The sequence below is a fragment of the Burkholderia sp. 4NA327C6 genome (assembly GCF_005502655.1).
In the GTDB taxonomy this organism is placed as follows: domain Bacteria; phylum Pseudomonadota; class Gammaproteobacteria; order Burkholderiales; family Burkholderiaceae; genus Burkholderia; species Burkholderia contaminans.
In genome coordinates, this window is sequence record NZ_SCNZ01000004.1 from 43,237 (window position 1) to 65,068 (window position 21,832).

The 21,832-nt window shown below is 60.7% G+C and carries 18 protein-coding genes; 16 read left to right on the forward strand and 2 right to left on the reverse strand.

The window, feature by feature from the left end:
• The first annotated feature begins 44 nt into the window (after window positions 1–44).
• The 16 genes from FFS49_RS05430 (at window position 45) to FFS49_RS41890 (ending at window position 15,556) form a co-directional block, all read left to right on the forward strand.
• Window positions 45–782: a helix-turn-helix transcriptional regulator gene (locus FFS49_RS05430; protein WP_039356989.1), complete on the forward strand. Its 738-nt coding sequence runs from the start codon at window positions 45–47 to the stop codon at window positions 780–782.
• 77 nt (window positions 783–859) lie between these two features.
• A complete protein-coding gene (pcaQ, locus tag FFS49_RS05435; RefSeq protein WP_046547612.1) occupies window positions 860–1,846 on the forward strand; it encodes a pca operon transcription factor PcaQ in 987 nt (328 codons plus the stop codon).
• Window positions 1,847–1,956: 110 nt separating this feature from the next.
• Window positions 1,957–2,316 carry a type II toxin-antitoxin system RelE/ParE family toxin gene (locus tag FFS49_RS05440; RefSeq protein ID WP_011355455.1) on the forward strand — a complete coding sequence of 120 codons (360 nt, stop codon included), beginning with the start codon at window positions 1,957–1,959 and terminating at the stop codon, window positions 2,314–2,316.
• A 72-nt stretch (window positions 2,317–2,388) separates the two neighbouring features.
• Entirely contained in the window at window positions 2,389–2,685 is a 297-nt protein-coding gene (locus FFS49_RS05445; RefSeq protein WP_011658604.1) for an XRE family transcriptional regulator, read from the forward strand.
• A gap of 557 nt (window positions 2,686–3,242) precedes the next feature.
• Entirely contained in the window at window positions 3,243–4,658 is a 1,416-nt protein-coding gene (locus FFS49_RS05450) for a TolC family outer membrane protein (RefSeq protein ID WP_224755732.1), read from the forward strand.
• The gene (locus tag FFS49_RS05455) at window positions 4,658–6,454 is read left to right on the forward strand and encodes a type I secretion system permease/ATPase (RefSeq protein ID WP_105815370.1); all 1,797 of its coding nucleotides are present in this window, start codon (window positions 4,658–4,660) and stop codon (window positions 6,452–6,454) included. The genes FFS49_RS05450 and FFS49_RS05455 overlap by 1 nt, the downstream gene beginning before the upstream one ends.
• Complete coding sequence (locus FFS49_RS05460; RefSeq protein WP_105815369.1) at window positions 6,451–7,830, forward strand: HlyD family type I secretion periplasmic adaptor subunit; 1,380 nt, start codon at window positions 6,451–6,453, stop codon at window positions 7,828–7,830. Before FFS49_RS05455 ends, FFS49_RS05460 begins: the two co-directional genes overlap by 4 nt.
• A gap of 152 nt (window positions 7,831–7,982) precedes the next feature.
• Window positions 7,983–8,771 (forward strand): hypothetical protein, encoded by a 789-nt coding sequence (locus FFS49_RS05465; protein ID WP_137909811.1) that lies wholly within the window; start codon window positions 7,983–7,985, stop codon window positions 8,769–8,771.
• A gap of 17 nt (window positions 8,772–8,788) precedes the next feature.
• Complete coding sequence (locus FFS49_RS05470; protein WP_137909812.1) at window positions 8,789–11,512, forward strand: hypothetical protein; 2,724 nt, start codon at window positions 8,789–8,791, stop codon at window positions 11,510–11,512.
• Window positions 11,513–11,680: 168 nt separating this feature from the next.
• Window positions 11,681–12,058, forward strand: coding sequence for a hypothetical protein (locus tag FFS49_RS05475; protein ID WP_224755731.1), 378 nt, complete (start codon window positions 11,681–11,683; stop codon window positions 12,056–12,058).
• Window positions 12,059–12,210: 152 nt separating this feature from the next.
• Entirely contained in the window at window positions 12,211–12,996 is a 786-nt protein-coding gene (locus FFS49_RS05480; protein WP_137909813.1) for a hypothetical protein, read from the forward strand.
• A gap of 20 nt (window positions 12,997–13,016) precedes the next feature.
• Window positions 13,017–13,490 (forward strand): hypothetical protein, encoded by a 474-nt coding sequence (locus FFS49_RS05485; protein ID WP_137909814.1) that lies wholly within the window; start codon window positions 13,017–13,019, stop codon window positions 13,488–13,490.
• 66 nt (window positions 13,491–13,556) lie between these two features.
• Window positions 13,557–14,351 (forward strand): hypothetical protein, encoded by a 795-nt coding sequence (locus tag FFS49_RS05490; RefSeq protein ID WP_137909815.1) that lies wholly within the window; start codon window positions 13,557–13,559, stop codon window positions 14,349–14,351.
• 184 nt (window positions 14,352–14,535) lie between these two features.
• Complete coding sequence (locus FFS49_RS05495) at window positions 14,536–14,754, forward strand: hypothetical protein (RefSeq protein WP_137909816.1); 219 nt, start codon at window positions 14,536–14,538, stop codon at window positions 14,752–14,754.
• A 62-nt stretch (window positions 14,755–14,816) separates the two neighbouring features.
• Window positions 14,817–15,377, forward strand: a complete 561-nt coding sequence (locus tag FFS49_RS05500; RefSeq protein ID WP_137909817.1) for a hypothetical protein — start codon at window positions 14,817–14,819, stop codon at window positions 15,375–15,377.
• A gap of 5 nt (window positions 15,378–15,382) precedes the next feature.
• The gene (locus FFS49_RS41890) at window positions 15,383–15,556 is read left to right on the forward strand and encodes a hypothetical protein (RefSeq protein WP_171026722.1); all 174 of its coding nucleotides are present in this window, start codon (window positions 15,383–15,385) and stop codon (window positions 15,554–15,556) included.
• Window positions 15,557–15,775: 219 nt separating this feature from the next.
• Here FFS49_RS41890 and FFS49_RS05505 read toward each other — a convergent pair whose 3' ends face one another.
• On the reverse strand, window positions 15,776–17,041 hold the full coding sequence (locus FFS49_RS05505) for an amino acid permease (RefSeq protein ID WP_105815367.1): 1,266 nt from the start codon (window positions 17,039–17,041) through the stop codon (window positions 15,776–15,778).
• Between the two features lie 135 nt (window positions 17,042–17,176).
• Window positions 17,177–21,697, reverse strand: coding sequence for a DEAD/DEAH box helicase (locus FFS49_RS05510; protein ID WP_105815366.1), 4,521 nt, complete (start codon window positions 21,695–21,697; stop codon window positions 17,177–17,179).
• Window positions 21,698–21,832: the final 135 nt, after the last annotated feature.

A 21,832-nucleotide genomic window follows, 5' to 3' on the forward strand; every position in this document is an offset into this window, starting at 1 on the left:
GGTAGCCTAACATCTGACCGTGAGCATCATTTTTCGATACCAAAATGACCGAAACCGCCCAACTCATCGACATGCTGAAGCGCCAGTTGAAGGCGCAGGGCATGACCTACCGCGACGTCGCGCGTGCGCTCGACGTTTCCGAGACCAGTGTGAAGCGGCTGTTCGCCAGCGGCCGTTTCACGCTGGAGCGCGTCGTGGAGATCTCACAGCTGCTCGGCTATACGCTGGCCGAACTCGTGCAGGAGGCGTCCGCGTCGGCGCCGAGGCTGCGCGTGCTGACCGAGCAGCAGGAGGCGCTGCTCGTGTCCGACGACAAGCTGCTGCTCGTCGCCGTCTGCGCGATCAACTACTGGACCGTGGAGGACATCGTGTCGGCCTATCAGGTGACGAAGGCCGAGTGCGTGAAATACCTGCTGATGCTGGACCGGATGAACGTCGTCGCGCTGTTGCCGGGCGACCGGATTCGCGTGCGCGTCGCGCGCGATTTCGACTGGCTGCCGGGCGGGCCGATCCGCCGTTACTTCCATGCGCACGCGCTCGGCGATTTCCTCGACAGCCGCTTCGACGGGGAAGGCGAAACGATGACGTTCTCGCAAGGGATGCTCACGGAGGCTGCCTCCGCGGAGCTCGAACTGGAGTTGCGGCGGCTGCGCAGCAAGGCGGCCGCGCTGCATGCGGAATCGTCGTCCGCGCCACTCGCGCAGAAGCGCGGCACCAGCTTGCTGATCGCGAAGCGGATGTGGGAGCCGGCCGGTTTCCAGGCACTGCGGCGCAACGCGTGAGGCATCGTCGAGTGCTTGGGGCTATCCGGAAAGTTATGCAAAATGGCATTTCATCGTCAATCGCATAACCACCCGTTATGAATAACCGTATCGCCGACGGCCGCGTCAAGTTCCGGCACCTGCAGTGCTTTCTCGCGGTCGCCCAACTGGGCGGCGTGCAGAAGGCAGCCGAAAGCCTGTCGATCACGCAGCCAGCCGTGTCGAAAACGATCGCCGAACTGGAGGCGATCCTCGGCGTGAAGCTGTTCGAGCGCGGCCGGCAGGGCGCGCAGCCGACCCGGGAGGCGCAACTGTTCATGCCGCACGCGAACGCGTGCGTGCTGGCGTTGCGGCAAGGTGTCGGGCTGCTTGCACGCGAGGGCGGCGCCGCCGCGGCGACGCTGGAAATCGGCATGCTGCCGACCGTCGCGGCATCGCTCGCGCCCGCGTTGATGAAGGCGCTTGCCGAGCGCTGGCCGCGCGTCGTCGTGCGGATCGCGACGGCCGCGAACGCCGATCTGCTCGAGCGCCTGAAGTCCGGCGCGATCGAGTGCGCGATCGGGCGGCTGTCGGAGCCGGAGCGGATGATCGGGCTCGCGTTCGAGCAGTTGTACAACGAGCCGCTCGTCGCCGTCGTGCGCGCCGGGCATCCGTTGCTCTCGAATGCGGCGCCGGCGGCCGAGCTTGCGCGCTATCCGGTCGTGTTGCCGCCGTTCGGCACGCTGATCCGCCAGTCGGCCGAGCAGCTGCTCGGCGCTTGCGGCGTGCCGCCGCTGGATTCGTTCATCGAGGTGTTGTCGATATCGGTCGCGCGTGCGCTGGCGCTCGAAAACGACGCGGTCTGGTTCGTGCCGCTCTATGCGGCCGAATATGACCTGTCGGCCGGGGTGCTGGCACGCCTGCCGCTGCCGTCGGCAGGCACCGACGAGCCGGTCGGGCTGGTGCTGCGCACCGATGCGCAGCCGTCGCCGGTCGCGCGGACGCTGATCGATGCCGTGCGCGACATCGCGCGGTCGCGGTTCGGCGAGACGGGTGAACGCGGGACGTCACGCGCGGCGCGCAAGCCGGCTCGTCGCGACGATTGAGCCGGCGGACCGCCCCGCGTTCCCGGCTGCCGGATTGGCCATCCGGTCAGTAGCGGGCCGCAGGGTGCTTGGCATAGCGTACCTATTTTGGTACGCTTGGTGTCAAGACGATGACGAGACAGCAGATCCAGGTCACGCTCGGCGTGCGGTTCTTCCAGACGGCTCGTGGCAACGAGCCGGTGCGCGAATGGCTGAAGGCGCTTGGGCAAGCGGAGCGAAGGGCGATCGGCGAAGAGATCAAGACCGTTCAACTCGGCTGGCCGCTAGGCATGCCGCTGGTCCGGAAGATGGCGCAGGATCTGTGGGAGATCCGCGTGATGCTGCCGGGGCGGAGCGCCCGCGTGCTGTTTACGGTCGTCGGCGACACGATGGTCCTGCTGCACGGCTTCTTCAAGCAGTCGAGGGCCACGCCGTCGGACGATCTCGATGTCACCGTCGCGCGCCTGAAAGCGCTGATGCGCGCCATCTGAATTCCCCGGTTGCGCCGGAGCGCACCGTCTTCGACGGTCAGGCCACCGGCAAGGCCATGCACTGGAGTACCCATGACGACCACGAACAATCCGCATATCGGCAGCGATTTCGATACCTTCCTCGAGGAGGACGGCAATCTCGAAGCGGCCACCGCCACCGCGATCAAGCGCGTGATCGCCTGGCAGATCGGGCAGGAAATGAAGGCGCAGCACATCACGAAAACCGCGATGGCCGCGCGGATGAAAACCAGCCGCGCTGCGCTCAACCGTCTGCTCGACGAAACCGACACGAGCCTCACGCTGGCGACGCTCGCGAGCGCGGCCACCGCGCTCGGCAAACGGCTCAGCTTCGAGCTGGTGCCTGCCTGACGGGCGCCCGGTGAACCGGAGGGCAGCCGATTTCCGATGGAGGCTCACGCTGTTTTCCGGTGGTCCCTTGGAGGGAGCGGCTGCTTACCGGTTCGCGGGGTCGTTCAATTGCGCTGTCGTGGTGCAAATTGATTGAATTGAAGTCTCAAATTGCTCCAGCACAGCGCACCCTCCCGTGGTTATTCAAACCACTATAGAAAATCGCTGTTACCCGACATGCCTAATGCGCCTTCAGCGCGATCCCGGCGTCGGGTTGCGATATCCGAGGACGCTTGCCTTTTGGGCGATGTCCGAGGACGGTCGACTGCATGTTAATCGGGTGCGACTGACGTTTGAATTTCCTGGATTTTCAGACTCTTTCTAGTGAAGCGCTAAAGGAATTCGGACCCGTTCTATTTTTACCAATTGATGTTTTTCATACACTCGAAGAGATCTGCAATGTGACGTGCAATTGTGCTCAGTAAGCCAAACGTTTGCGCTCGACTCAACTGCAGTGGATGCGCGAATAAAGGAAAACGATGAGCAACTGCAGTCGGCACAGTCGAACGGATGGGGGTATGTCACGAGAGCCCAACCTCAAGGTCGGGCGTCCTCGGTACGCGGCGCGAAATGCGCTAAAGGCAATCACCAGCTTTCTTGCGATCATATCGGCTACGCATGCCAACGCATCGAGTCTGGCGAATCTCGCCGGCGAAGCGCTCGCTCAAGATGCTGCGTACAGGAGCGCCGAAGCTGCGTGGCGTGCGGGGATCGAAAAAGCGCCTCAAGGGCGGGCGGGACTGCTGCCGCAAGTTGGCATCCAGCAGGTCATCTATCGCAATGGCGTGCGGATTCCAGGGCAAACCATTCCCGGCTATTCGACCAACGGTTTCACCCTGACGCTGAACCAGCCCCTCTTCAACTGGGCCGCGTGGGAAAACTGGCAGCAAGGCCAACTCCTTGCGATGGACGCCGATCTTGCGTTGGCCCAAGCGAAGCAGGACTTGCTCCTTCGCGTTGCCCAGGCCTATCTGGCCGCACTGAATGCACAGGACGACCTTGCGCTCGCCGTCGGCCATCGCAAGGCCGTCGCGGAACAACTGGCGCTCGCGAAGCGCCGCTTCGCGCTGGGCGATGCGACCATCGTGGATACGAACGAGGCATTGGCCGGTTTTGATGCTGCGCGAGCCGATGAAGTCGCCGCGCAAACGCAACGCGATACCAGCTACGCGGCGCTGCAGAAGATTGTTGGCCACCCTGTCGACAGGGTAGGCGGATGGCGTGACGATGCGCATCTGCCGCCCGTGGCGCCCGCAGACCTGCAACAGTGGATGGACACGGCTGCCACCGCGGATTACGGCGTGCGTCGAAAAAAGATCGCGATCCGGCTTGCCAGTCGCGAACGAAGCAAGGCGCGCGCCGGTGACTATCCCACCGTCTCGCTGGTCGGCAACGCCAGCAACGGCAACGCGGCGTTTATCAATGGACAGACGAACTTCTATACCGGTGCGAGCCGCGGCAGCTCCGGCTACGTCGGCGTCCAGATTTCGTTGCCCCTGACCGACGGCCTGATGACCCGCAGCAAGATTCGCGAAGCGCTCGCGCTCGAGGACAAGGCTCACGAAGATCTGGACGACGCCCAGCGTAGTGCCCGGCTCACGGCCCACGACGCGTATTTGGGCGTCACGCGAGGACTCGCGCAGACCGATGCGCTGGAGAGCGCTGTGCGGTCCGCCACGGTCGCGTTGCGGTCGAATCAGACCGGCTACCGGGTCGGCGTTCGCGTGAACGCTGATGTGCTCGACGCAGGCGACAAGCTCTACCGGGCTCAGCGCGATTTCGCGCGCGCCCGTACGGAAACGCTCGCCCAAGCGCTGAAGCTGAAAGCGAGCACCGCCGACCTGGGCGAGGCCGACCTTGCCGCACTCGATACGATGCTGGTCGAGCATACGCCCGCCCGCATCCCGAGCTCCGGCGCATCGGGAGGACACTGATGTATCAACTCATCAGGCGCCATCTGGTGATCGCAGCCGCGTTCGGTATCGCGTCGAATCTGCTGCTGCTGACGCCAACCATCTACCTGTTGCAGGTCTACGACCGCGTGCTACCGAGCCAGAGCATTCAAACGCTGCTGATGTTGATGGCCTTCATGGCGATCGCACTCGGGATGAATATCTGCGTCGATATTGCCCGCAGCCGGATCTTGTCGGACCTGGGCGTGCAAATCGGCAACCGGCTCGAGCGACTCGCATTGCAGGCGCAAATTTCCGCTCACGCCTATCGGCTGCCGTCACGCGCGCTCGCGAGTCAGGGTGACATCAATACGTTGCGGGCGTTTCTCGCAGGGTTGGGCGTGATTGCGTTTTTCGACGCGCCTTGGCTGGTGGTCTACGTAGTCGTCATCGGCCTCTTTCATTGGTCCTTGGCACTGATTGCGGTGCTCAGCGCACTGCTGTTGGTGAGTGTCGCGCTGGTCAACGACCGGCTCACGCGCAAGGGCATCGAGTCTTACCTGGCGCGGCAACGGGAGGGGGATGCGTTCTACCAGCACCTCATTCGCAATGCCGAAGTCATGACCGTACTCGGCATGACGGAAAACCTGGTGGGTGCCTGGGATGTACGCAAGCGCGACTACATCGCCGCGCAGCGCGACGTGTCGGATCGCAGCGCGTTTTATCGCGACGTGACCAAGGGGCTGCGGCAGGCGATCCAGGTGATCATGATGGCGGCCGGCGCATGGCTGGTGATTTCGGGCCATGCGACGCCGGGCGTGATGCTGGCCACGACCATCCTGCTCGGCAAGGCGTTGGCGCCGATCGAACAGTTGATTGGCAACTGGAGGCAGGCCGGCGAGTTGCGCGAAGCATGGCCTCGTCTGGAGGCACTGCTGGTCAGTCAGACCGAGGCGGAACCGATCGTGTTGCCACCGCCCACCGGCGAAATTCGGGTCGAGCAGATTGCGTTCAGCGTGCCGTCGCGAACGCCCGGCTTGGGACGGCTGCTGCTGCGCGGTATCAATTTCACGCTGGGCGCTGGCCAGACGCTGGTGATCACGGGGCCTAGCGCATCCGGCAAGTCGACGTTGCTGCGGGTCATCGCGGGGTTGTGGCGACCGCAGGCAGGTACGGTGCGGCTGGACGGCGCCGACGTGGCGCAGTGGCCCCGATCTTCCCTGGGCCGGTATCTCGGGTACGTGCCGCAGGACGTCGAGCTGTTCGCAGGCACCGTCGCGGAAAACATCGCCCGGACCGCGAAGCCGCTCCCGCTCGATTCGGCCGCGATCGTGCGCGCGGCGAAGCGAGCGGAGGTTCACGAGATGATCTTGAAGCTTCCCGATGGATACGAGACGCTGATCGGGGACGCCGGGGAACTGTTGTCCGGCGGGCAACGTCAGCGTATCGCCCTCGCGCGTGCCTTGTACGGCGAGCCAGCCGTGCTGCTGCTGGACGAGCCCAACGCGAGTCTCGACACGCTGGGCGAAGTGGCGCTCGACCGCGTTCTGCGCCAACTGAAGGCCGACGGAATGACGATCATCGCGGTGACGCACCGGCCGTCGCTGCTCGCGCTGGCAGACCAAATCTTGCGGCTGAAGGATGGGCAAATGGAACAGCTTGAAACGCCGCCCGGACCCGAGAGGGGCAACGGTGGTTCGCACTCAGGCAATCGCCCCCCCGAGGAAACAAGCGGTTTGCCACCGGAAATTGATCTCGCTGCGCTGCAGGTGAGCCGATCCGCGCTGCAGGCGGCCAAAGTGCCGACGCTCGAACTAGCGACGGATGGCAGCCGATGAGAACGTTCCTGTCGTTGAGTCGAATGAGCGAAGCCGTGAAGCGATGGTGGCCTGATTCCGCTGCATCCGAGGACAGCGGGCTGCCGCTGCCACGCCGGTTGGTCGGCGTCAGCGTTGCCGGTGTCGTCGTCGGTCTGGGTTTGATGTGGGTATGGGCCGCGCTCGCACCGATTTCCGGTGCCGTCGTCGCGGAGGGTTCGGTGCGTACCGAAGGCGAACGCAAGACGGTGCAGCATCTGGAAGGCGGGATCGTGAAAGAAATCCTGGTCCGGGATGGCGATCGCGTGAAGGCTGGCCAAGTGCTGGTGGTGCTCGACAACGTGAATCCGGCGGCCGAACTGTCTGCGTTGCAAGCGCAATCCGATGCGGAACAAGCGAAGATTGCGCGACTTTCAGCCGAGCGTGAGCTGAAGGAAACTCTGGAGTTTCCAGTTGCGCTCGAAAGCCAGCGCAACGATCCGCGCGTTGCCGAATTGCTAGCGCGCGAGTCCTCGCTGTTCATCGCACGCAGGCGTGCGTTCGTCGACCAGAGCACGATGCTGCGTACCGAACTGGCGCAGACCCGTCAGGAAATCACCATCAGTTCGCAGCTGATCCAAACGATGAACCGCAGCTACGACATGGCACGCCAGCAGCGGAAAACGAACGAAACCTTGCAGCAGGAGGGTTTTGTCGCTGAAACGAAGGTGCTCGATTTGCAGCGCACGGAGGCCGACGCACTTTCGCGCGTCCAGTCCGGCGCCGCCGACCTGAGCCGCGCAAAACAGCGGCAGACCGATCTCGAACTTCGCATCGCCGCGCTGCGTAACGACTACGTGAAGGCGGCCGACGACGAGCTGAAGGAAGCCACCACACGCGCAATCCAGATCGGTGAGCGGCTTCGTCCGGTCCGTGATCAGTCGACACGGACCCGCGTGACCGCACCGGTGGCAGGCGTGATCGTAGGCTTGAAGGTGCACACGATCGGCGCGGTGATCGCGCCTCGAGAGCCGATCGTCGACGTCGTCCCGGCAAATGCTCCGTTGATCGTGGAAGCAAACATCCGACCGGACGACGTGCGGGAGGTCGCGCCGGGAAGCCACGCCGACGTTCGATTGACGGCCTACAACTCGCGCACCACGCCGATGCTCGACGGTAAGGTTACTTACATTTCGGCTGATGCGCTGACCGACAGCGAGAAGCGCATGCGCTTCTACGTGGTGCGGGTTGAGGTGCCGGCGCAAGCCCTGGAGAAGGCCAACCGTCTCGCCAAGGAGCCGGTCACGCTCGGGCCAGGGCTCCGGACCGAGGTGTACATCCGCACGCATGCGCGCTCGGCCTTCGACTATCTACTCGAGCCGGTCAGGGACGGGATTCGCAAATCAATGCGGGATTAAATCTGCAGCGTTATGCAGGTAAGTACACTTTGTATTTGTCGCGACACGATCGAGATTCGATCGGTTTGGAAGAAGTTTTTACGAGTTTGGAGTTCGATAAATCAACTCCATAATGTGGTAGTTAAACGCAGTTTCTGAGAGGAGCTAGATTCATGAAAGCCGTGACAGCAGCCGCGGTGGCGACCGCCACCGTGGCAAGCAACATAAGTTATGCGCAGCCGGTGCAGGCAACTGACCTCCCTGCCTCGTTGCCGGGAGGTCTGCGTTATGCACAACCTGATGACGCACCGCAAATGGCTCCTGCGTTGACCAGCAGTCTGAATTCTGTGCAACGAGCAGGTTCACTGACCACTCAGTCCGTTTTTCCGCAAGGTGGAAAAGAGGTAACTCAGATGATCTCCAAACCGAAAACTCCTCTTGAGTTTGTTCATAATCTAAAGGTCATTTTTGATGGCGATCTCCTACTGCAAGATGCGTTCTATACCGAAGAAAATCTGAAAAATATATTCAATCTCGAAGAGGTTAGCGTATTCGACGAGGTTAAGGGCGCGGATCGACAAATTTCGATTATGGCGAGTGTGCCGGGTTCGGTAATTCCACGAAGAAAAGTGCCGGGGGCTTTGGGAGGATCAATTCCTGGCGCCCAATTTGGAGGTGGAAAGACGACTAGTCAATCTGGTGCGGAAACGGCGGTGATAAATTTTGGGATTCATGAGGGGGGGCCTGACTTTAATGCAACTCAACAGATATTCAGGAATGAATTTGTTCGCGTGCCGCCACAGCCATCTCCCCACGGCGGTCCGGGTGCAGCTACTGCTCCCCACGGAAACGAAACGTGGCGGTACCAGCTTGTAGATATTCGTATTGAGAAAGCAATCACCGTTGGATTTAATCCAGCCGGTGAGCTTTCTCGCATTATCATTGATATCAAGAATAAATAAAATTAGGGGGATTTAAATTGACGTCTGCTCTCAATGAAAAAGCTCTTAAAAAGCTTGCAGATGGATTTGTATTTAACTCCGAAAAATATAACGCAATTATCGAGGCTGCGGAAAAATCTTCTTTCTTGGCTGGCGAACTGAATGCCTTCGGTAATTTTGATGGCTGGAGCTTCGCAACCGGGGAGATAGGTAAGGGAGTTTACACTAACCCTACTGACAGGGTCATCGCCTTCGATCCGACATGGAGCGAAGCGCCGAACGTTTTCGCTACCACATTGGCTCACGAACTTGGGCACGCGCTGCTGCCAGGCGGGATGGGCGGTTCGCTTGCGCTGAATCCCGATCAGGCCGTTGCCAATGGCTTGACGAACGAAGGGGTGGCGCTGCTTTCCGAATACATCGTTGCAATCCAGTTGGGCCTAACTGGTGGCGCGGCCGGTCACATGCATTCGGACTTATCCGACAGTCGTCTGACGCTGCAACTGAATAAACTGGCGGGGTCGGCCGGTATCGACGTCAAAAACGTAACGTGGGGATCCGCTGCCGCTCAGACGCTCGCGAATCCTGGTACGGCGTTTGTCGACGCCGCAGGTAAATACTACGGCACGCTCCCGCCGTCCATTGCAAAATATCTGACCTACACCCAATATTACGCGGATTGGTGGATTCTCCAGCATTCCGGCATGGATCCGAATCTCGTCGACTGGCAGAAAGTCCAGGGCGACATGATCAAGTACACCAGCTTCACAGTTGATGGCGAGTCGGTATTCACGATTGATACGAAGGGCATTCCGCTACTGAACGGCGGATGGGTGATGGTGAATGGCGACCTTTCGTTGAAAGGTGCTGTGACTACGGCCCTGTTCGCTCCCAATGGCCAAATCCAGGAACAAGCAAAATTCGACTACACGGGGTTCAAGTTCCAGGATGTATTTTTTGGTGCCGACGGCACGGCAACCCAGCGGTACGACTTCCGGCTTGACAAAAGCTATACGAAGTACGACTTCGGTACCGATGGCTCACAGACCGCAACGTTGTACGGAGTGAACGGTAAGATCACCGAATACGCGAAGTTCAACACCAATGGCTTCAAGACGCTGGACATCTTCTACGGCGCGAATGGCAAGGCGACGCAACAGTACAACTTCAATCTCGACAAGAGCTACACGAAGTACGACTTTGCTGCTGATGGTTCACAGACCGCGACGCTGTATGGCACGACAGGCCAGATCACCGAGTACGCGAAGTTCAACGCCAACGGCTTCAAGACGTTGGACATTTTCTACGGAGCGAACGGCGAGGCCACGCAGCAGTACAACTTCAACCTCGATAAGAGCTACACGAAGTACGACTTTTCTGCCGATGGTTCTCAGACCGCGACCCTGTACGGCACAACGGGCCAGATCACCGAGTACGCGAAGTTCAACGCCAACGGCTTTAAGACGCTGGATATTTTCTACGGAGCGAACGGCGAGGCCACGCAGCAGTACAACTTCAACCTCGATAAGAGCTACACGAAATACGACTTCGCCGCCGATGGTTCTCAGACCGCGACCCTGTACGGCACAACGGGCCAGATCACCGAGTACGCGAAGTTCAACGCCAACGGCTTCAAGACGCTGGACATCTTCTACGGAGCGAACGGCAAGGCCACGCAGCAATACAACTTCAACCTCGACAAGAGCTACACGAAGTACGACTTTGCCGCGGATGGTTCGCAGACCGCCTCGCTTTACGGCACGACCGGCCAGATGATCGAGTACGCGAAGTTCAATGCCGGCGGCTTCAAGACGCTGGACACGTTCTACGGCGTGGATGGCAAGGCCACGCAGCAATACAACTTCAACCTCGACAAGAGCTATACGAAGTACGACTTCGCTGCCGACGGTTCACAGACCGCCTCGCTGTACGGCACGACCGGCCAGATGACCGAGTACGCGAAGTTCAACGCCAACGGCTTCAAGACGCTGGACATCTTCTACGGAGCGAACGGCAAGGCCACGCAGCAGTACAACTTCAACCTCGACAAGAGCTATACGAAGTACGACTTTGCTGCCGATGGTTCACAAACAGCGACGTTTTTCGGCGTCAATGGTCAAGTGAACGAGTATGCGAAGTTCAATGCAGCCGGTGTCCAGACGCAGGATATCTTCTTTGGTGCGGACGGAAAGGCGACCAAGCAGATTGACTTCAATCTCGACGGTAGCTACGCATCTCACGTCTTTAATAGTGATGGCTCGCAGTTTGCGGCGCTGTTCGGCACTAATGGCAAGATGACAGAATATGCGACCTTTAATGCGAACGGGTTCAAGACACAGAATATCTTTTACTCTAACGGACGGGCGACGCATCAGTATGATTTTTCTATTGACAATAGTTTCATTGCTCGCATGTTTGATGGTGCGGATGAAATGGTCGCACTTTTCGGTGTAAATCACATTATTTATGACTATTATCAGTACTCCTATGGAAAACTATTCGAACGTGACATATTCGATGGCCTAGGGCGTCAGATCGAAGCTGACCGTTTTAGCACATCAACCGGCAAGCTTACCGGGTTCTCAAAGTTCACATACAACAGCGATGGAACGTACACCGCAAAAAACTATGATTCGTCGGGACACTTGACCGCAAGTTCGAAATATACCGGCGACGGGCACTTGATCCAGAATAACGCCATCTATATTCCCAGCAGTAGCGGCTTCCCCTCTGTTCAATGGAGTTGGAGTTTCCAGATTTGATGGGATGAATGCGTGCATAGGTATGTCTCGTCAAGTGCATACCTACTGTGTCGGCTGACTCGGGTATTGATCAAGAGGATATCGAGCATTGTTGATTCGAGTTCTGCCGTGCGTAGAAAGGACGCAGCAAGTTTACCGAGTTCGCTGATCGACCGGAGCGGACCTGCAATGTATCCCGACCAAATGGACGATCGAAATAACCCATGTCCACGCCTGCTGACACGGCAACGGCGCTGCGTGGAATGTTCCATTGCAGCCAACGTCGACCAGCGACGTGACATCCGTCGTGCACAAAAGCCCGACGGCAAGGTCACATACATTTCGGCAGACGCGCTGACCGACAGCGATAAGCGCACGCGCTTCTACGTGGTCCGGGTCGAGGTGCCGGCGCAAGCATTGGAAAGGGCCAACCGTCTCGCCAAGGAACCGGTCGCGCTCGGGCCGGGGCTCCGGACCGAGGTGTATATCCGCACGCATGCGCGCTCGGCCTTCGATTATCTGCTCGAACCGGTCAGGGACGGGATTCGGAAGTCGATGCGGGATTAAATCTGCAGCGTTATGCCGGTAAGTACACTTTGTATTTGTCGCGACACGATCGAGATTCGATCGGTTTGGAAGAAGTTTTTACGAGTTTGGAGTTCGATAAATCAACTCCATAATGTGGTAGTTAAACGCAGTTTCTGAGAGGAGCTAGATTCATGAAAGCCGTGACAGCAGCCGCGGTGGCGACCGCCACCGTGGCAAGCAACATAACTTATGCGCAGCCGATGCCGGCGTCCGACCTGCCGGTCGCGTTGCCGGGAAGTCTGCGTTATGCGCAAGCGGAGAATGGGCCCCAAAGGGCTCCTGCGCTGACCAGCCAGCTGAATTCCGTACGACAAGCGGCTTCGCCGACAAACCAGTCCGTTTCCCCGCAGGGCGGAGAAGAGGTGACGAAGATGATCTCCAGACCGAAAACCCCCGTCGAGTTTGTTCAGAATCTCAAGGCCATTTTCGACGGTGACCTCCTGCTGCAAGATGGGTTCTATACCGAAGAAAACCTGAAGGATATTTTCAACCTCGAAAAAGTCAACGTAGATAACAACATCGAAGACTCTGGAAAAAATATATCTATTTCTGGGAGCGTATCCGATTCGATTTTTCCGAGAATAAAAACATCAAAATTTTTCGGTGGATCGACTTCCGGTGCACAGTTTGTCGGTGGAAAGATTGATCAATCGGAGTTGATCAGGTCCGGCTTGAACTTCGGGATGTATGAAGGCGGTCCAGATTTTGATGCTGCCACGAAATTATTCGAGAAGAGGTTTGTTCGTGTGCCGCCCCAGCCGTCTCCCCATGGCGGCCCCGGGGCAGCCACGGCCCCACATGGAAACGAAACATGGAAATACCAACGGATTGACGGGGAAACGAAAAAAAGTATCATAATTAGTTTTAATTCGTCTGGCGAATTATCGAATATTCTAATTGAATTGACGCAAAAATAAATTATAAATAGGAGCGTGCGATGACTGTCGTTCTTACGGCTGACGCATTGAAGAAGCTCGCCAGCGGATTTGGAGTTAATTCAATTGAATATAATGCAATTATTGAGGCTGCTTCCCAATCTGATTTTTTGGCTGGTGAGTTGAATGAATTTGGTGCGGCGGGTCAATGGCAGTTCAAACGACGTGTTGCTGGCAGCGGAGTTAGCACGGGTTCACGTGACAAAGTAATTAGCTTTGATCCTTCATGGAGCGAATCACCAAACGTCTTCGCCACCACGCTGGCGCATGAACTCGGACACGCGCTGCTGCCAGGTGGGATGGGCGGTTCGCTTGCGCTGAATCCCGATGTTTCAAGACGCTGGACATCTTCTACGGCGCGAACGGCAAGGTCACGCAGCAGTCTGACTTCAACCTCGACAAGAGCTATACAAAGTACGACTTTGCTGCCGATGGCTCACAAACAGCGATGTTTTTCAGCGTCAATGGTCAAGTGAGCGGGTATGCGAAGTTCGATGCAGCCGGTATCTCTTGGTAATTGAACGTTATTTTTGAGAGGGGCAATGCTGATGAAAGCTATGGCAGCAACTGCAGTGGCGACCGCCACAGTGGTAAGCAACATAAGTTATGCGCACCCGGTGCCGGCGTCCGACGCGTCCGCAACGTTGCCAGGAGGTTGGCGTTACGTCCAACCAGAGGACGCGCCGCAAATGCCTCCTGTACTGAAAAGTATTCTAAATGCTGCGCAACAGACGGGTTCGTCAATAGAAAATTCCGTTCCTTCGAAAGTCAGTGAAGAGGTGAATCAGATGATTTCTCAACCGAAAATTCCTGTTGATATCGTTAATAATCTTAAGGTGATTTTTGATAGCGATCTTTTGTTGCGGGATAAGTTCTATACCGAGGCCAATCTGAAGGATATTTTTAACCTCGAAGTGGCAAGTGTAATCGAGAAAAGTGATGGAGCTGAGCGGAATACTTCGATTTCGGGGAGTGTATCGGATTTAGTATTTCCGAGAATAAAGACGTCGGAGTTTTTTGGAGGATCGGCGGCGGGTGCTCGATTTGGGGGCGGTAAAACGATTCATCAATCAGGTGCGGTCACGGCGGCCCTGAACTTTGGAATGTACAAAGGTGGTCCGGATTTTAATGCTGCGATGAAAATTTTCGCGAATAAATTTGTCCGTCTTCCGTCTGAACCTTTTCCTCATGGCGGTCCGGGCGCACCCACAGCACCTCATGGGAGTGAAACATGGAGATGTTATCAGGTGGACGGCCAATATGAGAGGACTATTACTGTCGGGTTCAATTCTGCTGGCAATCTTTCAAATATTCTTATTGAAGTAAGGAAGAGTTGAAGGTGGGGATGTAAAAATGAAAAATCATCTTGATCAAAGTGCTCTTAAGAGGCTGACTGATTTTTTGGCTCGAACTCGCCTCCATATAATGCAATTGTCGCTGCGACATAAAATCCCAGTTTCTGGCTGCCGAGTTGAGCGCTTTTGTTAAATTAATTGAGTTTTTTTAAAAGGAGTAATTCTTATGAAGGCTATGAATGTAACCGGTATTGCGGGTGTGGTGGTGAAAAGTAATATCGATTTTTCTCGGCCGGAGGTTTCTTCTGATCGTCTAGTAAGCGGTTTGCGTCATGCGCAGTCAGTTGAGCCTCCAGAAGTTTTACCTGCAATGACGAGTCGTCTTGGCTTCGTTCATCTGGATAATCCGTCGGCAATGTATTCGGATCCGGTTGATTCTAATTAATCGATCTGACGGGATTTCTAAATGCCAAATCAATTGATCTGAACTAAAGGGCTTTGTGTTAAATGAGGAAGATTTCGCTTTTCTTGCTCGCGCTTGGAGTAGTCACTCTTGCAGCGTGTGCGAATTACGGAGCAGGCTTGGTGTCACCTCGTTCATCACACGATATTCTGTTTGGCATCAAGGCTGTAGCGGACTCGAACGATTTGACCGACGTGGACTTTGTTGGAAAGCGATTGCAGATTGCTCTTGTAAAGGGCCCTGAGACGCCAGTCTATGAAAGTGCCGACCAATTAATTCGCGGCTACCGAAGTGAAGTCAAGCAAAGGGGAGGTGCAAAGGAATATCAACTCCAGAATTTTCATTATGGGATATTTCGGCCCCGCGATAGAAATTTTGAGCGTGTCATTATTTCTGTGTCAATGAATGTGGCGGCGATTTGTATTGGTCCGGCTGATGTAAGGGGTGTATTTCATGAGGTCGATCGATCTGTAAACCCACATGCTTCGTGGTCGTCCTTTTCTTACGATAGTCCGAAGGCGAAGGGTGTCAGAGCTTACTTCCGGTTTGGAGAGGACGAGTGTCTTCGTGGTTTTGGATTTTTCAAAAATAACAAAAAGGAATAGATAATATGTCAGCCATTACCGGAAAAGAAGCGATGTTTGCCAACGTCAATATAACTCAGGATGAAATCGATCTGATCAATCGGAGTCCCGCGCTTGTGGATCAATTTTTGAAATACAATAACGATGTGTTGAAAGAGGAGGTTCGCCCTATTCAATGGAATTGGGATTTCAAGATCTGATTGATTCAATGTACGCGCAGGTATTTTTCGCCCAGGGCATGCCTGCGGCGGCATCTGACTTTTTGACGTCGGGATTCGCCGATTCGAAGCGGTGACAACGTTAATGCGTTTCGTAAAAGCTTGAGAACTGGCGTGGAAATTTTGCATTGCAGTCAACGTCGGCTAGAGCGGTGATACTTTTGCGTTTGCAAGCGATGGCGACTGTATTCTGCTCTACGACTAGCGAGCCATCCGCAGATAAATCAGCGCACCGCCCGCGAGCAGCAGCGGGCACAAGATATACCACCCGGTCGTCAGAAACAGCCCGGCCACCGCAACCAGCGAAACCCATGCACAACGGTGCGCGATGCCGCCGCGCGGCAGCAGTTTCAGCGCGGCGGCCGCGCCGAGCCCGTACACCATCACGAAGCACCCGGAGGTGACGAGCACGAGCGGCTTCGGCCCGACGTCCGACAGCGTCGTCGCAGCCAGTGCGACCACTGCGAGCAGGGCGATCACGCCAAGGCTGCGGCGCGGCACGCCGCCGACCTGGCTGCCTTGCGCGAGCCATGCGGGCAATGCGCCGTCGCGCCCGAGCGCCGCGCCGAGTTTCGCCGCGCCCGCGAAATACGCGTTCATCGTACCGAGCGTGAGCAACAGTGCGGCCGCGGCGGCCAGCACCTGCGCATGGCCGCCGATGCCGCCCGCGATCAGTTCGGCGAGCGGCGCACCCGATCCGCCCGCGGAAGGCCCGAGCACCGTCACGCTCGCGGCCGCTACCGACAGATACAGCAACCCGACCACCACGACCGCGATTCCCGCCGAGCGCGGCATGTCGTGCGCGGGCCGACGGAATTCGGCAGCGAGATGCGTGATCGCTTCCCAGCCGGCGAAACTCCACACGAGCAGCGCGGCAGCCTGGCCGACGGCGAGCCAGCCATGCGGCGCGAACGGATGCAGGTTCGCGGTGCGCGCATGCGGCGCGGAGGCGAGCACCGCGGCGAGCAGCAGCGTGACGAGCAGTGCCGACAACACGAGCTGCATGCGGCCCGAAACGGTGACGCCGAATGCATTCGCGGCCGACACGGTCGCGATCAGCGCGGCAGCGGTGACGATGACCGTCGTGTGCCCGCCGCCCGTGACGGCCGCGACGTATGCGCCGCCGAACATGGCGGCGGCCGGTGCGCCGGCAGGCACCGCGAAATAGAAGCACCAGCCGACGATTGCCGCGGCTTTCGGCCCGAATGCGCGCCGGGCATAGGTCGATACGCCGCCCGCGTCGGGATAGCGCGCGCCGAGTGCGGCGAAGGTGGCCGCGAGCGGTCCGGACAGCACGACCAGCGCGGCCCATGCGAGCAGCGAGGCCGGGCCCGCGACCTCGGCGGCCAGTGCGGGCAGCGCAATCACGCCGGTGCCGAGCACGGCGCCGATATAGAGCGCGGCGCCCTGGAAAATGGTCAGCGAGCCCGCGTGATGAGCGGCGGGTGATTCGACATGCGAGGGCATGGACAGCAGTCTCCGGAAGTCTTGTCGTGTTCGAGCGCGGGCGCCCGCGTGGAAAATCGTTCGATGCTACCCGAACGACGGCGGCCGCGCGGCCCGGCGATCAGTAGTCCGTGCGGTGTCGCGTGTCAGCCGATGTCAGCAGTGGCGCGCGAGTCGCAGGCGGGCATACTCGCGCGCGGCGGGCGACAGCTCGGGCGCGTAGTGGAACGTTCCCGAAACCAGCGAGGCGACGGGCACGCCGTCGCGGAACAGCACGCGATTGCCGGCCAGTGCCGGCACCTTGTCGCCGGGCAGCAGCGTGCCGGCAAGATTCAGCGGATCGGCGCCCGTCACGCACACGTACTGTCCGTCACCCGGTTGCCGCCGCAGTTCGCGCAGGATCGGAATCGCCTCGGGCAATGCGAACTGTTCGCCCGCGAGCCCGGCGACGAAGCGTCCGCCGCGAATTTCGCCGCGCGCTTCGAGGCGCTGCAGTACCCGCACGAGTTCGCGCCAGCTCGGCAGCCAGTCGGCTTCGCGTTCGAGCAGCCGCCAGAACACGACACCGTAGCGGCGCAGCAGCGTCCACGCGATGTGCTCGAGCGCGTCGGGGTCGGTCGCGGCCTGGCTGCGTTTCGGCGCGGGCGCATCGTCCGATGGCGCGTGACGTTGCACGAGTGCCCAGCGGCCCGCGTCGTCCATCCCGCCGATCAGCGCGCCGCCGCGCCGGGTGCGTGGCGCATAGGTCGCGCTGCGCTTGACGGCGGGCTTCAACAGCGCACGCAGGCCCGCGTAGCTGTCCGCATTCACGAGGCCGGCCGACACGAGTTCGCCGAGCGCCTGTTCGAGTTCGACGGGCAGCATGTGCAGGTCGTCGAGCAGCGCATCGAAGAACATCGCGCCATGCGCGGCGAGCGCGTCGCGTACCTGCGTGGCCCGCGCGGACAGCGCCGGTTGCGCATCGGGATCGCGCAGCGCCTGCCATGCGGACAGGTGGCGGCGCGGCAGCAGCACGATCGGCGTCGTCTTCACGGGTGTGCCGGCCGCGCGCGCCGGTGCGCCGATGCGTGTCCACACGAGCTTGCCCGAGCGGCACAGCTCGTCGAGCCCGCCTGCCATGTAGTCGGTGAGGCGCGCGGGCAGCAGCGCGTCTTCCCAGGCGCTCGCCGCGGCCTCGTAGCCCTCGAGCTGTTCGACCACGGCCGCGAGTGCGTCACGGCCCGTGCCGCGCGTGTCCGGTGTCAGGTGTTGCCAGTGGAACAGGAAGCGCATGAAATCGGCGCGTTCGACCGGCTCGATCTCGCGGCGCAGCCGCTTCACCGTATAGCGATGAATGCGCGCAAGCAGATGGCGTTCGCACCATTCGTCCACCGTCGTGCCCGGTGTGAACCGGCCGCGCATCACATAGCCTTCGCGCTCCAGCGCCGCGAGTGCCGTCGCGATCGACGCGGGCGGCAGGCCGAGCGGTGTCGCGATCGCGTCGAGCGCAAGCGGCCCGAAGCCGGTGAGCCGCGCGCGGATCACGTCGACGAGCGCCGCATCGGCTTCCCACGGCTGCGCGCAGGCGGCCGGCACCTTGAGCGCCGGCGCGATGCGCGCGTCGGGATGCAGTGCACGCAGGCACACGAGTCGTTCGACCGGCACCCACAGCGTGGCGCCGTCCGGCGCGACGAGTTTCGTCGCACGGCGGCGTTCGGCGAGTTCCGCGAGCCGGTCGAGCCAGCCTTCGCGTTCGCGTGCTTCGCGGTCGGCGATGCACGCGAGCGTGAGCAGCGCGTCGTGCATTTCGTCGGCGTCGCGCACGAGTGGCCAGGCTTCGTCGCGCACGGCATCGATCGCGTCGGCGTCGAGCGCGCCGAGATCGTCGGCCGATTCGGGATCGCTCCAGCGGCGCGACTGCACGGCCTGCGTGCGACGTTCCTCGAGCGGTGCATCGTCGAGGAACGCGTAGGGTTTCGCGTTCAGGATCTCGGCCGCGAGCGGCGACGGCGCGGGCAGGTCGCGCGCGACGAGCTCGATCGCGCCGCTTTCGATCCGGCGCAGCAGCGCAAGCCAGCCCTCGGTGTCCATCGCGTCGTGCAGGCAGTCGTCGAGCGTCTGGTCGACGAGCGGGTGATGCGGAATCTCGCGCTCGCCGACGATGTTCTCGAGGCACGCGACCTGATCGGGGAACACGGTTGCGAGCAGATCCTCGCTCTTCATCCGCTGCAGTTGCGGCGCGGTGCGCTTGCCGCCAGTGAAGCGCGGCAATGCAAGCGCGGTCGTCGCGTTCCAGCGCCAGCGCACGCCGAACATCGGCGCGTCGAGCAGGGCCTGGACCAGCACGTGCTCGGCGCTGGCCGAACGCAGGTAGCGCCACACTTCGTCGAGCGCGAAGCTGTGCGCGAGCGACAGCGACAGGATGATCGCGTCGTCGGTCGCGGCCGCCTGCAGCTCGAAGTTGAAATTGCGGCAGAAGCGCTTGCGCAGCGCGAGCCCCCACGCGCGGTTGATGCGGCTGCCGAACGGCGAATGGATCACGAGCTGCGTGCCGCCCGATTCGTCGAAGAAGCGCTCCATCACGAGCGTGTCCTGCGTCGGCAACGCGCCGAGCGCAGCGCGCGTGCGCGCGAGATAGTCGGCGATCTGGTGCGCGGCGTCGGGCGACAGGTGCAGATCGTCGACGAGCCAGCGCAATGCCGGCGCGAGGCGGCTTTCAGCGGTGCCGGCGGCAATGGTGTCGTGCGGCAAGGCGAGCGAGGCATCGGCCTGGATCCCGGCCTTTGACTTCGCATTCGCGCCGGCTTTGGCGTCGGTTCGAGGTGTGGACCTCCCGCCGGTTCCGTCACCGGTGCCTTCGCGGCGCTTGCCATGTGCCGCCAGCCGGTCGCCGTCGGCGAACAGTCCGTCGAGCCGCGCACGCAACCGGCCGACCGCCGCCGACAGCTCGTCGCTGCGCCCCGGCGCCTCGCCGAGCCAGAACGGAATGCTCGGCGACTGGCCTTGCGCGTCCTCGACACGCACGCGGCCCGTTTCCACGCGAATGATCCGGTACGACTGGTTGCCCAGCTGGAACACGTCGCCGGCCAGGCTCTCGATCGCGAAATCCTCGTTGACCGTGCCGACCTGGATGCCCTGCGGTTCGAGGAGCACCGCGTAGTCGGCCATGTCGGGGATCGTGCCGCCCGACGTAGTGGCGGTCATCATCGCGTTGCGGCGCCCGCGCACGGTGCCGCCGACCACGTCGCGATGCAGGTAGGCGCCGCGCACGCCGCGCCGGCTCGTGAAGCCTTCGGCGAGCATCTTCATCACTTCGTCGAAGCGCTCGCGCGTCAGCCGCGCGTACGGCGCTGCGCGCGTGAAACTCGCGTACAGCGCATCTTCCTGCCATTCCGCGCACGCCACTTCGGCGACGATCTGCTGTGCGAGCACGTCGAGCGGCGCTTCGGGAATGCGCAGCGCGTCAAGTTCGCCGCGCTGCACGCAATCGAGCAGCGCCGCGCACTCGACAAGTTCGTCGCGCGACAGCGGGAACAGCCGGCCTTTCGGTACGCCGCCGACATGGTGCCCCGAACGGCCGACGCGCTGCAGGAACGGTGCGATCCCGCGCGGCGAACCGACCTGGCAGACGAGATCGACGTCGCCGATGTCGATGCCGAGTTCAAGCGATGCGGTGGCGACGAGCAGTTTCAATTCGCCGCGCTTCAGGCGCTGCTCGGCGTCGAAGCGGTGCTCCTTCGCGAGACTGCCGTGATGCGCGGCGATCGCTTCCTTGCCGAGCCGGTCGGCGAGATGGCGCGCCATGCGCTCGGCGGTGCGCCGCGTGTTGACGAACACCAGCGTCGTGCGATGCGCGGCCGCGAGGCCGGCGATGCGGTCGTACACCTGTTCCCACACGTCGGTTGCCATCACGGGCTCGAGCGGCACGTTCGGCAATTCGAGCGCGAGGTCGCGCTCGCGCGTGTGGCCCGTGTCGACGATCGTGCAGTCGCGAGGCGCGTCAGCCGGGCCGCCGACCAGGAAGCGCGCGACCGCGTCGATCGGCTTTTGCGTGGCCGACAGACCGATACGCGGCAGCGCATGGCCGGCCAGCGCGTCGAGACGTTCGAGCGACAGCGCAAGATGGCTGCCGCGCTTCGATGATGCGAGCGCATGGATTTCGTCGACGATGACCGAGCGCACGTTCGACAGCATCTGTCGCCCCGACGTGGACGACAACAGCACGTACAACGACTCGGGCGTCGTGACGAGGATGTGCGGCGCGCGCTTGCGCAGTGCGGCACGTTCGGCCTGCGTCGTGTCGCCGGTGCGCACGGCGGTGCGGATCGCCGGCACCGGCAGGCCGAGTTGCGCGAGCGATTCGGCGATGCCGGCGAGCGGCGCATCGAGGTTCACGTGGATGTCGTTCGACAGCGCTTTCAGCGGCGATACGTACACGACGAGCGTCGCGTCGGGCAGCGTGCCGTCGTGCGCCAGCGCATCGCGCACCAGATCGTCGAGCGCGCACAGGAAGGCGGTGAGCGTCTTGCCGGAGCCGGTCGGTGCCGCAACGAGCGTCGATCGGCCGGCCTTGATGTGCGGCCAAGCGAGCGCTTGCGCGCCGGTGGGCGCGGCGAACGTGCGCCGGAACCACGCGGCGACAGCCGGGTGGAACACGTCGAGCGCACGGGCGGCAGGGCGGGTAGCTGTGACGTCCATCGGAGCGTTGAAATGGGGTGCAAGCGCGCGGAGGGTGCGCTTGCGAATCGAATCGTCAGTGTGCCAGACGTCGCGCGTGCGTGCCGGGCAGGTGTGTCGGCGATCCAGATCCAGATGGGGGCGTGCATCGCACTT